Genomic DNA, 15,476 nt, shown 5'->3' on the forward strand with positions numbered 1-15,476 from the left:
ACACTCATTGATAAGCGCTGCCCACTGTTGTTGGCTATACTTCATAGCTCACTCCTGATTGATTAGAGCGAGTAGTTTATCGAGTGGAGTTTGTTACTGGCAGGGTGTGGTTGGTACGGCGCTTACGGAAATAATATAGGCTTGGTGCTTAACCTAATGACAGCGTAATAATTTCGTCCAGAGTTGATCCACAGCGGGATTATCAGCAGTGATAGGGCTATGGCGTTAATAGCGAGTTGCTAGCCAGTGTTAGTAATAGGGTTTGATAACCCACCGCGACAAATATAAAGCTCGCTCATTTACGATAGCAGAATCCCTGTATACAAACTGTCGTGCCAGCTAAATTTTGATATTTTTAGTATTAGAGCATTAATAAGGTATTAGTGTTTAAGGAGTTAAGTACTAAAACTCTTACTGTCACTCACGGCGTTTTTCAAGACAGTTGTCGCCTAAATAGTTAAGCAGCTTCTTTATGCTGCTCTGGATTTAACTCCACAGCACCTTCAGGTAACCAGTTTCTTTCAATTCCAGACCATCGCTCTGGATGCTCACTTCTTTTTCGTTGATACAACGCTTTTCGTTTCGCTAATATATCAACATCAAGCCCTTGATGCCTTTGGCTTGGCGTTACAAATTTGATACGACTATGACGATGCTCGTTGTTATACCAATCAACAAAGTCTTTTACCCACTCTCTTGCATCAGTTAACGATTTAAATCCTTCTGATGGCCATCTAGGGCAGTATTTTACTGTTCTAAATAACGATTCGGAGTACGGATTGTCATTACTAACACGTGGCCGGCTGCGCGAACTGACTACGCCTAAGTCATACATTTTTGCCTGCATGGTCAAGCTCTTCATGGGCGCACCATTATCTGAGTGCAATACTAAATTTTTCCTTCTGCATTTCTCTGACCAAACACTTCGCTCCAGCAACTCTGCTGCTTGCTCGCCAGATTCATTACCGTGAACTTCCCAGCCGACAATTTTGCGGCTGTAAATATCTTCCATCATGTATAAATAATAATGCTGACCTATAACCTTTGTGGGCAAATAACTGATATCCCAGCTCCACACTTCATTCGCTTTTTTAGCCGTGTAACTAGTTGGCTTTTTATGTACGTTTCTTGTCTTGGCTTTACCACGGTGATGCAGCATATTGGCGGCTTTCAATACCCGGTAAAAGCTCGACTCAGAGGCTATATATTGCGATCTGTCAGCCAGTATCGGTACAATTTGACTGGGCGGTAATGTCGCAAACTCTTCTACGTTACACACGTCAATAATCGATTGTCGCTCCTGCTCACTGAGTTTATTGCTTGGCGCAGGGCGTACTGCCGTTGGCCTCTTATCGGCCGATACACAGCCACTTTCCTGCCATCTCTGCAAGGTTCTAATTGATATGCCTATAATTTCACACGCCTTATGCTGCCTCGCGCCTGAGTGTGTTGCTTCGTTAATCAGTTTCACCTTGTAGCGCCTATCAGAGAGTGTGGTTAACTGTCCTCGTTTTCCCTCAAATAGGCATCGAACTTTTTTCCTAATACCAATAAAGCAGCCGCTTCTGCTAGCGCTTTATCTTTTCTATGTAATTCTTTTTCAAGTTTTTTTATCCGCTTCTTATCAGCTTTTCTCTCTAGCGTTACCTTTTGTCTGGTGGCTGGTACTGCTGAGTTGCTTGTAATACAGGCTTGTTTCCAGCCTTTAACTTGTTCGGGGTAGAGGCCCCTGGATCGGCAATACTCACTTAACTCAATCTCAGATAACGTTGCCGTCTCCAATACAATTGAGAATTTCTCCTCGGCTGACAATTTATCTGAAGAACTTGTTTTCGACACATTAATACCCGATGTTTTAAATTGCTTGTGCCAACTATACATCGTTGAAAGGTTAATGCCTTCTTGCTGGGCAAACTTTCTGACAGACATGTTACTTTGGTTATATCGCTTTACTATCGCCTCTTTAAACTGGCTTGAATGGCGTTGATACTCCATTATAATGACTTACCGCACCCTGTTTCGTTATAAGTTAATTGAGGCGACAACTATCCTGACACAGGGGGCTCAGTTCTCTAGTAAAAAATTAAATATAATAACATATCAGACGAAAAAAGTCTGAAAAAGCTATCAGCAATAGTTCTAGAATGCAGCATAGCCCGTATTAAACGAAACTATGCTGCTATGTAAAGATTAAACTTTACGCAGGTGTTGGCCAAACAAACTCAGGGCGCAAGCCTTCAAAAACAGGGCGACCGTCGCTTGGTTTGGTAACGCCTGACGCAGGGTCAAAAAATGCGTGGTATGTGGCGGGTAAGTCGTCAGTGCTATAACCCATTAGATTGGGCACGATAACACGAATACGGCTTTCTTTATCGTCTAGCATGATAGGTGTACCACATTCAGCGCAAGTACATAACTCTAATGGCCCGTTAGGGTTGCTAGCGTTAAACGGCTGGCGGTTAAGCTTGCTGACATCATCAACCACTAAATCATTATGGTTAAAAAATACAACATGGGTTGTGTCTTGGCCAGTAACGCCTTTACATACAGAGCAGTGACAAGTGTGATTGTCTATAGGGTCGTTACTTGAGTGAGTGTGTATATGATCACAGCCACCTGAATATTTATGAGACATAAAACCTTCCTTTTATATAAGTGTGTATTTTTAAAATATACTTAGATTCCACAGTTAAAGGTGGAGGCTATCAATAGCAGATTATATTTACCAATAACGTCTATTGATTAAAATTTACTATTTAGCCTACCGTTTAACTGTGTCATCACCTGCTAAGTATTCGTTGAGTGGTCCCTACAGCAAATAAGCTAGAGATTTTGTATTATGCTTTTAAGGTTGTCGCCTGATGGCTGAAGATGTCGGTATGCAAACATTCTGGCTATAACTTTAACTAAAGATTGGTTTATCTAGACAGTATTAAGACCACTTTTTCTACGGATAGTGGCTTAAGTTATAGTGGCTTTTTATTTGATAAACTGATCAGGCACATACATCCTTACTGTTGAGCGGCTAGATGCTTTAAGAGCTGAGCTGCACATCAGCCTCTAATGAAGGAAATACTATTACAATTCCTCTTGAGGGATAATATGATAATAATGCAATTCACTTTTACTGTGCGGTAATAATAAACTTAGCGGATGTTTATTGTTTTGTCGTGTTATGAGCTTAGTGCTGGAGGTGTCTATGGGCTAGGTAAATAGCACGTTGTCACGACGGTGCGCTGCATGGCTAATCTAGCTAGGGTTGGTGGGGATAGGTGGAATAGGGATAGAGTGCTTAAGCGATTCTATAGGGATGGCTGAAAATTAGTCTTGCGCACAAACTACTTCTGTATCTCGCCCGAGTATTTAGCAAGTTTGGGTATGGCTAATCTACTCACTGAGCTCAGTCAGTACCGCTACCTACTAGGCGCTCTGGATGATTGGCGATTTACCGGTGTTTTGCTGAACTGGTATGGGTTATAGCGGATAATTTTGTAATTTTCATTCAAATATAAACGCTATTATGAGTTATCACTCATCAAGAAAATCTGCAGAGCTTGCCAGTTTTTTGGCCTTTGCTTTCCGTAACCGATAAATAACATCATACCGTCTATGAGTGCCGCTAAAATGACGGCGCGCTGTTTTAGGTTTTTTTATCTAAGTCCTCATTTAGAGCGGTCATTAATTCTGCTAGGTAATCCGTATGTTTATCATACACCTCGTGCATAATTTTATTGGCGTGCTCATCTCTATGGCCTCTATCCCATAGCAGATAAAAAAGCCAGCGGTTGTTTGATCTTTTTCGGTATTGATTAAGTAATTTACGTAGCGGTCAAAATGGACTTCTGGGTTGTAGGTTTTAGGCCTAAGTTCTTCGTAGGTTCTAACATACAAAGAATCGGCATATTCCAAAACGGATTGCAGTAGCCCTTCTTTGGTGGGGTAGTAGTAACACTTAAGTAACACTTCAGTTCAAATACATAGGTTACACTTTATTGACCAATATGGCGGGCGCCCATTTCGTGATTCACGCTGATTAAAGCTGTCTATTCGTATTGGTCCGAAATAAATATCCCACACTCCATCATCGATCTCTTCCATGCCATAAGCTTGCTGAGTCGTGCAAAATAGCACCTCATAGCTAGGTCAATAGTTCCGACATTTTTCCGACATTAGTCCTGTATTGTTGTGCATAGTAAGGCAAATAGAGCAATGGGCGCCGCATTAAGCCTTTATAAATCAATAGGTTAAAGTTAGTGGTGAGGCTTTTAACCAATTGGTCGCTGGTTCGAATCCAGCACGGCCCACCATTATTGAAACAAAAAAGGCTCACCCGAAGGGTGGGCCTTTTTTGTTTCAGCACGGCGAGCCGTGCTGGACTCGTTCTTCGAAGCGCGGTTCGACAAATTACGCTTAAGGCGGAATTTGGACGAGGAGCAAAGCGACGAAGCCTGCATCGCAGGTCATTACAGCCTCAAACTGTAATGATCAAAATCTGTGCTTAGAGCACAGATTTAACGCCCGTTTTCAAAGGGCGCCCTTAGGGCAGCAATACATCAAAGATGTATTGCTGTTAATCCAGCACTCCCACCCCAAACCATTGCTAAGACTTCCCACAGGCTGGGCCTTTTTTATTTCAGCACGTCGCGCCGTTCCAGACTTACATAGAGCGGAAACGGCTATTCACTTAAATAGGGTAGTCTTTGCATAGAGTTGGTTTCGGCGTATTACCTTTATGGATGCAGTAATTATGCTGTCAGTATATTTTTCACCGCTAGGAAATTCGCTGGAGTAACAGATAGATAAGTGTATACGTAGTACTAGTCTTGCTTGATTGCATTAACGATTTCCACAATAGCTGGGTGTTTTATCTGTCGCTCCGGAGAAATAATATAGTAGTGCTCTTTGCACTCTTCTGCTCGGCCAATAATTTTGACCTTGTACTGAGAGGCAACATATTTTTCTATCAGTGTTGAGGCTGCAAAGACACCGTAGCCTGCCTGGCCAAAAGATTTAAGTAGAGCGGCATCATCAAATTCGGCGATTATATTAGGGGTGATGCCATGCTCTTTTAGCCATGATGACAGATGCTGAGTGACGGCGGCCTGTTTTCCCTGCATAAGAAAAGGTTTGCCCGACAGTGATTGCGGAAAGTCTTGCTGGCATTGTAAGGCCAGTTGTTTGTTGGCAAAAAAAGTCAGGCCGCTTTCGGTTAGTTGATGATTATAAGCTTTGACATTGCTACCTGAGGGTAGCGTCTGATCGGTGAGGATTAAGTCCAGTTTGTTAATCGCCATTTTAGCCAGCAGGCTGTCCAGATCACCTTCTTTGCAAATAAGCCGCACAGGCTCCGTCATGTCAAAGGCGGGCTTCAACAGTTGGTAGGCCAGAACTTTGGGTATGGCGTCAGTAATGCCCACATTAAAGCTTAGGCCCTGTGCCGAAGGTTGGGTTTGTAGTATGTTTTTAATTTCATCGCCCAGCTGAAAAATCTCCTCGGCATAGCTGTATATCAGTTGCCCTATATCGGAAAGCCGCAGTCGTTTACCCGTTCGATCAAATAAATTAACCCCAATATTCTCTTCAAAACTACTGATTTGGCCACTAATGGTTTGCGGGGTGATGTGCAGCCTAGTGCTGGCCTTAGCTATGCTGCCGTCGGTGGCGACCACATAGAAATAGTAGAGGTGGTTGTAATTGATGGGCGTCATAAAATCACAATGCTCGATAATTTCGATGAATAATGCAGCTTAATTCGATTTTATATGAGCCTAAACATAGACTATATATAAATATTGTAAACCGATCATCCTTGCCTCCTGGTCGAGCAATGACCCGTTTATGTAGCCTCAGTCTTTAGCCAGGAATTTTGCCATGAATAGATCAATACTAGTCATAGTTGGCGATCAGAAACATGATCGCTTCTCTCTTGAAAAAGCTCAGTACTTTGCCGGCCACCTTGATGCCAGCATAGATGTTGTTCGTTTTCTCTCGTCTATAGATACTAGCAATAAGCAGCTATGTGAGACTGCCGTAGCGCAAGCTAGAGCAGATTTAGAACAAGACAGCTTAGCCGTCTTGGGAAGCAGCAGCCAAGTAGATTGCCATGTGATTGCTGATAGCGATATTGCCAGCTGGGTGGTCAATGCCTGTAAACAAAAGCATTTTGACTTAGTGGTTAAAACCGGTCACCGCACAGAAAATCTTTTTCATACTCCAACAGACTGGCAATTAATACGTCAGCTGGACTGCCCGATACTGATAGCCTGCGATCATAAATGGCGTAGTAAGCAAGTACTTATGGCGGCAGTGGATGTGTCAACCCAGGCACGTAAACAGGCGCTTAATAGCCTGATACTGCAATGGACAGCGTTGTTGTCGGCAGCATTTTCTTGCGTGCCTTATGTGGTTTATAGCATTCCAATTGCCAAGCCTTTGTTAGAGCTGGACATAGTTGAAAAAAACGATTATCTGAAAAGTAAGAAGCCAGCAGTTGAAAAGCAACTGGCTAAACTGCTGGGTGATTGTGAACTAGCGCATGCTAATACCCATATTACCGCTGGCCCTCCTGAAAAAACCCTAGCTCATGTTGCCAATGAGTTGAAAGCTGATGTGGTGATTATGGGCTGTGTCAGACGTAAAGGTGTTAAAGGCTTTCTGCTGGGTAATACCGCAGAAAAAGTTTTGCATCATTTGCGAACGGATATTCTTATTGTGGAAGCCTGTGACTAATGTTGGCCTCCATCTCTTAACGCAAAGGTAACAAAGCTCTATGTATATATAGTTTTAAGAATGTCGATTTTTTCAGTTGATTTTTTTATGCCTGCATTTTGTTTGCATATAAAAGCGGCATGCTTAAATAAGGTAAAGGTGTCGAAATGCGTCATACACTTATCCTTGCTCTATTATTGGCGGTCTTTTGGCTGCTTATTTCTGGCCACTATACGCTCTTAATGTTGTCACTGGGTTTCGCTTCCATACTACTTGTTATATCTATAAGCAACAAAATGGATAGCGTGGACCAAGCCCATCAGCCTGTTTATCTTTCTTTATCGCTGTGCCGTTATCATTTATGGCTAGCCAAAAAAATCATTGTCGCCAATATCATGGTGGTAAAGCATATATGGTTAGGCAATCAATCCATTACACCTAGCTTGGCCAGGTTGATCATGGGGCCAAAGACAGACTTAGGTAAAGTTATTTGCGCAACCTCTATTACGTTGACACCGGGTACAGTGGTGGTTGATGTTACCGGTAATGTGTTCACGGTGCACGCGCTGTTGCGAGAAAATATTCAGGATTTACAAACAGGGGAAATGGATAGTCTTGTCAGTAGATTGGAATGTTGATGTTAATAGCAGCAAGCGTAGCAATTCTTATTGTCATGGGGATGGCAATTATTCGTGCTGTAGTAGGGCCTACGCTCTACGACAGGATACTGGCTGTTAATATGTTCGGCACCAAAACAGTGTTGCTGATCGCCTTGTTAGGCTTTGTGATGGGCCGGCCAGAGTTTTTAGATATAGCCATCGTATATGCGTTGATTAACTTTATTAGTGTTATCGCCGTGTTGCATTTTTCAGATTCTATTTATTTTAAGCACGATACTCAGGATAAAAAAACGGTAAAAAAGGAAGAGTAATGGATACGGTAATCAGTGTGGCTAGTTTGTTATGTCTACTATTAGGCAGTTTTTTATGCTTGTCTGGTGGCGTTGGCATATTACGTTTCCCCGATTTTTATACTCGTATGCATGCTGTAGGTGTTACCGATACTCTGGCTTCAGCTATGATTTTAATGGGGCTGATGCTACAGGGCGCTGAGGCTAATGTTGTTATAAAACTGATCATAATTTTATTAATGACACTGTTTATTAATCCTACCGCCAGTTATGCGCTGGCTAAAGCTGCCATGTATAGCGGCCTAAAGCCTCTGCTTAACATGCAGAAAAGTAAACGAGGATAGTGCTGTGGAGCTGTTTGTTAATGTCATCTTGCTTAGCTTTCTACTTGCTATAGCCTTAGCCATCGTCCGAATGAAAGATCTTTTTGCCGTCATTATGCTGGCAGGTATATATGGTTTATTGTCAGCCAGTTTTTTTGTGGTGGTCGATGCTGTAGATGTGGCAATTACAGAAGCTGCTGTAGGTGCGGGTGTTTTTACCTTGCTTATGTTAGTAGCGACGGTAATGGCTGGCCGATATGAGCAGGGTGCCAGGCATAAACCGCTGCTGGCGCTAGCGGTGGTTTTTATTACTGGCAGCCTGTTGATTTACGGCAGTTTGGATATGCCAGCTTTTGGCTATGGCCCAGCCCCGGACCATCAGCATGTTGATTCGCATTATATTAACGAATCCATGTCAGAGGTCGGTGTTCCTAATATAGTAACTGCTGTGTTGGCCAGTTATAGGGGCTTTGATACTTTAGGTGAACTGCTGGTTATTTTTACCGCTGGCGTCGCTGTAATGGCATTGCTGTCTACTCTGTACGATAGCCATAGCAATCTGGGGACAGGGCCAGAGAATAAATGGCTGTATGAACAGCAGATGCCCATACGCCTGGTCGTTAAAATACTTATCCCTTTTATTATGTTATTCGCTTTTTATATACAGTTTCACGGTGATTATGGTCCGGGTGGGGGCTTTCAGGCGGGGTTGATATTGGCGTCGGCCATTATTCTTTATGCCATGCTTTTTGGTATCCGTACGGCAAAGCAGGTGATTAGCCCAAGGTTTTACCAATGTCTCTCTGCCTTTGGTATTTTGCTTTATGGTGGTGTTGGGGTTGTGGCTTTGTTAAATGGTGAGCACTTTCTTGATTACAGTGTTCTATTTACGGATCCGCTTGCAGGTCAGCATGTGGGCATTGTGTTGGTAGAGCTGGGTATAGGCTGTACTGTTTTCTCGACCATGATATTAATCTTTCTTAATTTTTACGAAAGAAAAAATAATCAGCTAGATGGTTGTCAATAAGCTGGGGGTAGCGATGGATATTTTAATGAGTGCTGGCCTAAGAATAGCGGGTTTCTATAATTATTGGGTTGTTATTTCATTGATGATGACAGGCTTTTATATCGTTATTTCCCATGGAAATCTGATTAAAAAAATTATTGGTCTTAGTATCTTTCAAACCTCTGTATTTATTTTTTATATTAGCATGGCCAATGTCGAAGGCGGCAGTGCTCCTATTTTAAATAGTGAAATAGTTCAGTACTCCAATCCTTTACCGCATGTTTTGATACTCACTGCAATTGTTGTCGCCATTGCTACTACAGCGTTGGCGCTTGCGTTGGTAGTACGTATTAAAGAGGCTTTTGGCAGTGTAGAGGAAGAAGAGATACAAGCTCTGGTAGAGAAAAATAAGGATGCTAAAGCGTGTTAAGCCATTTGCCGGTGTTGCAAGTGATTGTGCCGCTAATGGCAGCACCGTTGTGCCTGCTAATAGCCAAGCCGAAATGGGTGTGGCTGCTGGCAATCACTGCCAGCGGGCTGACCTTTGTGTTGAGTTGCTTATTGCTGCAGCAGGTAGTAGCTGCCGGTCCGCTAACCTATGAGTTGGGTGGCTGGGAGGCTCCTTGGGGCATAGAGTATAGAATAGATTATCTCAATGCCTTTTTGCTGCTGATTATTTCGGCTATTAGTACGGTTGTTTTATTTGCGGCTCATACCGCTATAGAAAAAGAGATCCCCTCTAAGCGGCAAACTTTTTTTTATGTGTTATATCTGCTGTCACTGGTCGGTATGCTGGGCATTGTTAGCACAGGTGATGCCTTTAATCTGTTTGTTTTTTTAGAAATATCATCTTTGTCGTCCTATGGGTTAATTGCATTAGGTAAAGACAGGCGTGCACTATGGGCTGCCTATCAGTATTTGATAATGGGGACTATAGGTGCCACCTTTATTTTGATAGGCATAGGTTTGATGTATCAGATGACCGGTACATTGAATATGGAAGATTTATCCATGCGTCTGCCTGAGGTCGCGCAAACACGCAGCGTATTTACAGCCTTTGCCTTTATTATTGTCGGTGTATGTTTAAAGCTGGCTTTGTTTCCTCTACACCTATGGTTGCCTAACGCCTATGCTTACGCGCCCTCTATAGTTACGGCCTACTTTTCCGCCACGGCCACTAAAGTTGCTATTTACGTGCTTATTCGTTTTACCTTTAGTGTGTTTGGCCTGTCATTTTCTTTTACGGCGTTACCACTGCAAATGATATTTCTGGTGCTGGGTTTGTCGGGGATTTTTATGGCTTCTATAGCCGCTATTTACCAGCAAAATGTTAAACATATTTTTGCCTATTCAAGCATTGCGCATATAGGTTATATGATTATTGGTTACAGTATTAGTACGGTGGCAGGCTTAACAGCGACTTTGCTGCATGTGTTTAATCACGCGCTAATGAAAAGTGCTTTGTTTTTAGCTTTGGCTGCTGTTATCTATCGCACAGGTGCTGTTTATCTTTATCAATTCCAGGGGCTGAGCCAGAAAATGCCTTTAACCATGGCCGCTATAGTATTGGCTGGCTTGAGCTTAATCGGTGCGCCTTTAACTGTAGGCTTTGTTAGCAAGTGGTATCTTCTGATTGCTTTGATAGAGCGGGGCTGGTGGCCAGTTGCCGTACTGATTTTACTTGGGAATTTATTAACGGTTGTGTATGTGTGGCGTGTTATAGAAATGGCTTACTTTCGGCCGCCATTAAGGCAGCAGCCCGTAGACCATTCTAAGCAAGAGGCACCTTACTCTTTATTATTGCCGGTGTGGATTTTGGTGGCGGCTAATATTTATTTCGGTATAGATACCAGGCTTAGTATTCAAGTTGCAGAGCTTGCTGCACAAAGCCTGTTCGGAGTAAGGCAATGAGCCTGACGCCTGAATTAATATTGCAGTTGAGCCTATTGTTACCCGTACTGGCCAGTGCTGCCATAGTAGCGGCAGGGGGTAAACCTAACCTGCGTGAAGCCGTTACTATTTGTGCCTGTTTGATACAGTTATATTGCCTTATTCATTTATACCTTGCGTTTAAGGCTGGCTATTCTGTCGCGCTAGTGGCTTGGCAGCTTTTACCTGGGTTGCAATTCAGTTTTACTGTTGAACCATTGGGGTTAATATTTGCTTTAACTTCTAGTTTTCTCTGGTTGATTACAACGCTGTACGCCATAGGCTATATGCGTAGTCATAAGGAAGAAAATCAAACACGATTTTATGCCTGCTTTGCTATTGCAATGTCTGCGGTAATGTTTATCGCATTTGCTGATAATTTATTTACGGTATTTGTTTTTTACGAAATTCTAACGCTTTCTACCTACCCTTTAGTTAGCCATGCTGGTACAGAGCAAGCCAAAAAAGCTGGCCGTGTTTACCTAGGAATATTACTCAGCACCTCCATTGTTTTTTTTCTGTTGGCCATTGTTATCACCTGGTTTGTAGCAGGCAGCCTAAGTTTTAAGGTAGGGGGGATATTTGGCTCTGATGTAGACAGCATGCTATTGAGCATATTATTACTGTTGTTTGTTTTTGGTGTGGCTAAAGCTGCGATTATGCCTTTTCATCGTTGGTTGCCTGCGGCCATGGTTGCACCTACGCCTGTTAGTGCCTTGTTACACGCCGTTGCCGTTGTTAAAGCCGGTGTTTTTATAGTGTTAAAAATCTGTTTGTTTATCTTTGGGCCGGATCTATTGGCTAGCTTACCTGTCACCCAGTTTTTACTTTATCTGGCTGCTGCAAGCGTATTATTGGCCTCACTGGTTGCCATGCAGCAAGATAATTTAAAAGTGCGGTTGGCTTATTCGACTATCAGTCAATTAGGTTACATTACTATTGGCGCTTTACTGGCTAACTCCTCAGCGCTGGTGGGTAGTACTATGCATATAGTCATGCATGCATTTGCGAAAATTACCCTGTTTTTTTGTGCAGGTGCGATTTTGGTAACAGCGCATAAATCTAAAGTCAGCGAGATGCCTGGCCTGGGCAGGCAAATGCCGGTTACCATGGCTGCGTTTTTTATTGCCTCCCTTAGTATTATCGGCGTTCCTCCTACTGGGGGGAGTTGGAGTAAATGGTTTTTGTTGTTAGGTGTACTCGAGGCTGAACAATGGTGGTTGATGATAGTGCTAATGCTCAGTTCTTTGTTGAATATTGTCTATCTGTTACCCATACCCTTAGCGGCTTTTTTACCTGGTTTATATTCCACCAAAGTAGCTACTGTCACCGGCCTTGCCGTAAAAGAGGCTCCGGCCTGGTCGCTGATGGCGATATGCATCACAACACTGGGCTGCATTGTTCTTTTTATTTATCCGCAAGCTTTATATGAATTGTCGTTGGCCATAACAGGGACATAGTGGGTATGCTATGAAAAATAAACAGGCTACATCTGAATCAAAATTCTTTTTTGACAGTGCTAAAAACATACGGCGCGTTATTCATTGTTTGTACGGCTGTTGCGCAGTGTTGTTACTGCTGGAATTTTTTATTCACCGGCATAGTGTGCATAGCTGGGAACAGTTGTGGGGCTTTTATCCCTTATATGGTTTTGTGGCCTGTGTGGCGCTGGTATTTGCTGCCAAATGGCTGCGCACTTGGCTGATGCGCCCTGAGGATTACTACCAGGCCGGCAGCAAACTTGAAACAGCTAAGGATGATAACAAACCAGGAGCTGACAATGTGGATGGCTGAGCTTCCCGCTTTTGTGCCTTTTTTTATAGCGGCCTTACTTGCGGCGCTCAGCCGTGGCGTTTTGCGCGCCACTATTATGCTTGTTGTTCCCATTATCGGTGCTATTCAACTCTACTTGCTGCCAGAGACTGTTACTGTGCAAGTGGTTTTTTTCGATTATCAGCTGATGCCTTATCGCGTCGATAAATTGAGCTTAATGTTTGGTTATCTGTTTCATCTGGCTGCCTTGATTGCCATTATTTACTCTTTGCATGTGCGCGATACGCTACAACAAGTGGTTGCCTTACTGTATGCCGGTAGTGCGCTAGGCGCGGTATTTGCCGGGGATTTATTAACGCTATTTGTTTTTTGGGAGTGTCTGGCATTCAGTTCTGTGTTTCTGATATGGGCAGGCAGAACGCAGCGCGCCTATGCGGCGGGTATGCGTTATCTCTTGGTGCAGGTACTGTCCGGGTTGTTGCTGCTGGCGGGGGCCGTATTTTATGTGCATGACAAGGGTACGTTGCAGTTTACTTACTTAGGTTTGCAGGGCGCTGCAGGTTGGCTGATTTTTATAGCGCTGGGGATTAAGTGTGCCTTCCCTATGTTGCACAATTGGCTGACCGATGCCTACCCTGAGGCGACGGTGACGGGTACGGTTTTACTCAGCGCTTTTACGACTAAGGTGGCTATTTATGCCTTAGCTCGCGGTTACCCAGGCACGGAGTTGCTGGTTTATATAGGCGCAGCCATGACCTGCTTTCCGATATTTTTCGCGGTGATAGAAAACGATCTGCGGCGTGTGCTGGCCTATAGCATGATTAATCAGCTGGGTTTTATGGTGGTGGGTATAGGTATAGGGACAGCACTGGCTGTTAACGGCGCCATAGCCCACGCGTTTAACGATGTTATTTTTAAGGGCTTGCTATTTATGGCCATGGGGGCGGTATTGCAAATGACTGGCCGTATCAATGGTTCAGATTTGGGCGGGCTATATAAAACCATGCCTAAAACCACGCTGCTATGCATTATAGGCGCTGCTTCTATTTCAGCATTCCCTTTATTCAGTGGCTTTGTCAGTAAGTCCATGGTGATGGTAGCAGCATTGGAAAACAACTTTAATGGCGTATGGCTACTACTGCTGTTTGCTTCGGCAGGTGTTTTTCACCATGCCGGGATTAAGATTCCTTATTTTGCCTTTTTTGCCCACGATGCCGGCCTGCGTGTCAGTGATCCGCCCAATAATATGCTGCTGGCCATGCTGATTGCAGCTGTGCTTTGTATCGCTATAGGTGTTTATCCTGCGGCCCTGTATGCCTTATTACCTTATGAGTTGGCTTACAGTCCTTATGACGCCACCCATATACTGACGCAAACACAACTGCTGTTTTTTTCAGCACTGGCATTTGTCTGGTTAAATCTCAGGGGTTATTACCCCCCTGAGTTAAGAGCTATTAATTTGGATACGGATTGGTTTTATCGGCGTTTTTTTGCCGCCGTCATAGTGTCCGTTTTTGCTAGGCTAACACGACTAGACCGTGCTATACGTCGCCATGTTATGGCGGTTGTCTATCGCTGTCTAAATTTGCTGGCTCGCAGTAATAACGAGGGAGGTGTGTTGTTTTCACGTAGTAGGCCCATAGGCAGTATGGTGATGTGGGTTGCAGTATTACTCGCCGCTTACCTGTTTATTAGTTTTGTTGAGCACTTTTAAACCCGTGTATGAGTCGCATTGGGTAGTGGGGGGCTCAAGGTTGTTGCAAAGTCTGCTGTCGCTGTTGGCTGCTCTTCATCAAGGCCTGCAACTCCTGTTGTTTAAAATACTGCCACTCCTCAGCGCCCCCTAAATGGCGGCTAAGGCTTGCTAGCAGTTTGCCATAGACATCCAGGGTAAAATGCCAATAGCGTTCTTCTTTTTGTAATCGGTCTTGGTACAGATTGAGTTCATCGGCCAGAGTCAGCAGGGGGTTGTTAGCATTGTTGGCGTAGAGTTGGTCGTATTGCTGTTCGGCGCTGTTATGCATTTGCCAAACTTGGTTTTTGGCTTGGCGCATCAGGTAGGTGGGAGCTTGTTGTTGTAAGGGCTTGAGTAGTTGTAGCCCGCTTATCAATAGGCTGACTAAAGCAATGGCTAGCACTAGGTTGCTGGCGATAAAAACAAAGCATAGCCGGCGGTTGATTTTAACGCTGCGGCTTAGGCTTTGCAGGCTGCTGGTTATGGCTTCCTGGCTCATGGTGTGTCTGCCCAGGCTAAGGCGCGTTTTTTGCTGCGTTCTATTAATTGATTGAGCCGTTTTTCATAGCTTTGCAGCCAGACCCGCGAGCCTTTGTTCATATTGGCCAGTTGTTGGCTGCTGGCCAGCATTTCGTTTAGCAGTTGTTGATAGTCGGCCTCGCGGCTGCGAAATAGGGCCAGGCGCTGGGGTGAGTTAGCGGCTTGATACTGTTCTTGCAGCAGGTTAATTCTCAGGTGGTAGGCTGCGATGCTGCGGCTTTCGGAGGTAAGGTAATTATTTAAGGCTTGGATATCTTTGTTTAAGGCCGCAAATTGTTGTTGCAGGTTGCTGGCAGGGGCGTTGCTAAGGGCGTTGAGTTGCAGGTAAAAATACCCCGCCGAGCCACTAAGCACCGAAAAGGTGACTACTGATAGCGATAGCACTATCAAGATTAAGCGCTTGTTCCAGCTGAGTTGGGCGTTGAGCCGTTTTATTTCCGCTTCGGGATCTAGGGGGGCTTGTTCTTCGTCGCTCATGGGAGGCCTGCAGTGAGTGCTGATTAATAGTGGCTAGTATTAGACGGATTCACTAAGTTTTACAATAGCTTGTAC

At 44.0% G+C, this 15,476-nt stretch carries 15 protein-coding genes; 10 read left to right on the forward strand and 5 right to left on the reverse strand.

Translation table 11 applies throughout. The annotated features are described in order from the left end of the window. Positions 1–457: 457 nt before the first annotated feature. The 3 genes from NO559_RS13970 to nhaR form a co-directional block, all read right to left on the reverse strand. Positions 458–1,995, reverse strand: a protein-coding gene (locus tag NO559_RS13970) for an IS3 family transposase (protein ID WP_258332486.1) whose coding sequence is annotated in 2 segments (ribosomal slippage) — positions 458–1,533 and positions 1,533–1,995 — 1,539 coding nt in all. Because the reading frame shifts where the segments join, the coding sequence is not laid out codon by codon here. A 202-nt stretch (positions 1,996–2,197) separates the two neighbouring features. After that, positions 2,198–2,635 carry a GFA family protein gene (locus tag NO559_RS13975; RefSeq protein ID WP_019531372.1) on the reverse strand — a complete coding sequence of 146 codons (438 nt, stop codon included), beginning with the start codon at positions 2,633–2,635 and terminating at the stop codon, positions 2,198–2,200. 2,182 nt (positions 2,636–4,817) lie between these two features. Beyond that, a complete protein-coding gene (gene nhaR, locus NO559_RS13980) occupies positions 4,818–5,708 on the reverse strand; it encodes a transcriptional activator NhaR (RefSeq protein WP_258332487.1) in 891 nt (296 codons plus the stop codon). Between the two features lie 163 nt (positions 5,709–5,871). Between nhaR and NO559_RS13985 the strand changes: the two genes are divergently transcribed. The 10 genes from NO559_RS13985 to NO559_RS14030 all read left to right on the forward strand — a co-directional run bounded on the left by NO559_RS13985 (position 5,872) and on the right by NO559_RS14030 (position 14,363). Next, positions 5,872–6,729: a universal stress protein gene (locus tag NO559_RS13985; protein WP_258332488.1), complete on the forward strand. Its 858-nt coding sequence runs from the start codon at positions 5,872–5,874 to the stop codon at positions 6,727–6,729. A 146-nt stretch (positions 6,730–6,875) separates the two neighbouring features. Beyond that, positions 6,876–7,346, forward strand: coding sequence for a Na+/H+ antiporter subunit E (locus NO559_RS13990; protein WP_258332489.1), 471 nt, complete (start codon positions 6,876–6,878; stop codon positions 7,344–7,346). Then, a complete protein-coding gene (locus tag NO559_RS13995) occupies positions 7,346–7,639 on the forward strand; it encodes a monovalent cation/H+ antiporter complex subunit F (protein WP_258332490.1) in 294 nt (97 codons plus the stop codon). Before NO559_RS13990 ends, NO559_RS13995 begins: the two co-directional genes overlap by 1 nt. Continuing rightward, positions 7,639–7,962, forward strand: coding sequence for a monovalent cation/H(+) antiporter subunit G (gene mnhG, locus NO559_RS14000; RefSeq protein ID WP_258332491.1), 324 nt, complete (start codon positions 7,639–7,641; stop codon positions 7,960–7,962). The genes NO559_RS13995 and mnhG overlap by 1 nt, the downstream gene beginning before the upstream one ends. Before the next feature lie 4 nt (positions 7,963–7,966). After that, positions 7,967–8,968 (forward strand): Na(+)/H(+) antiporter subunit B, encoded by a 1,002-nt coding sequence (locus NO559_RS14005; RefSeq protein WP_258332492.1) that lies wholly within the window; start codon positions 7,967–7,969, stop codon positions 8,966–8,968. A 13-nt stretch (positions 8,969–8,981) separates the two neighbouring features. After that, positions 8,982–9,377 (forward strand): cation:proton antiporter subunit C, encoded by a 396-nt coding sequence (locus NO559_RS14010; protein WP_258332493.1) that lies wholly within the window; start codon positions 8,982–8,984, stop codon positions 9,375–9,377. After that, positions 9,371–10,858, forward strand: a complete 1,488-nt coding sequence (locus tag NO559_RS14015) for a monovalent cation/H+ antiporter subunit D family protein (protein WP_258332494.1) — start codon at positions 9,371–9,373, stop codon at positions 10,856–10,858. The genes NO559_RS14010 and NO559_RS14015 overlap by 7 nt, the downstream gene beginning before the upstream one ends. After that, on the forward strand, positions 10,855–12,336 hold the full coding sequence (locus tag NO559_RS14020; RefSeq protein WP_258332495.1) for a proton-conducting transporter membrane subunit: 1,482 nt from the start codon (positions 10,855–10,857) through the stop codon (positions 12,334–12,336). Before NO559_RS14015 ends, NO559_RS14020 begins: the two co-directional genes overlap by 4 nt. Positions 12,337–12,346: 10 nt before the next feature. Then, entirely contained in the window at positions 12,347–12,670 is a 324-nt protein-coding gene (locus NO559_RS14025; RefSeq protein WP_258332496.1) for a hypothetical protein, read from the forward strand. Continuing rightward, on the forward strand, positions 12,663–14,363 hold the full coding sequence (locus NO559_RS14030) for a Na(+)/H(+) antiporter subunit D (protein ID WP_258332497.1): 1,701 nt from the start codon (positions 12,663–12,665) through the stop codon (positions 14,361–14,363). Before NO559_RS14025 ends, NO559_RS14030 begins: the two co-directional genes overlap by 8 nt. A gap of 34 nt (positions 14,364–14,397) precedes the next feature. Here NO559_RS14030 and NO559_RS14035 read toward each other — a convergent pair whose 3' ends face one another. Together NO559_RS14035 and NO559_RS14040 are read right to left on the reverse strand one after the other, a co-directional pair. Continuing rightward, on the reverse strand, positions 14,398–14,883 hold the full coding sequence (locus NO559_RS14035; protein WP_258332498.1) for a hypothetical protein: 486 nt from the start codon (positions 14,881–14,883) through the stop codon (positions 14,398–14,400). Beyond that, positions 14,880–15,401 carry a hypothetical protein gene (locus NO559_RS14040; RefSeq protein WP_258332499.1) on the reverse strand — a complete coding sequence of 174 codons (522 nt, stop codon included), beginning with the start codon at positions 15,399–15,401 and terminating at the stop codon, positions 14,880–14,882. Before NO559_RS14040 ends, NO559_RS14035 begins: the two co-directional genes overlap by 4 nt. Between the last annotated feature and the right edge of the window lie 75 nt (positions 15,402–15,476).

This window comes from Dasania sp. GY-MA-18 (assembly GCF_024734385.1).
In the GTDB taxonomy this organism is placed as follows: domain Bacteria; phylum Pseudomonadota; class Gammaproteobacteria; order Pseudomonadales; family Dasaniaceae; genus Dasania; species Dasania phycosphaerae.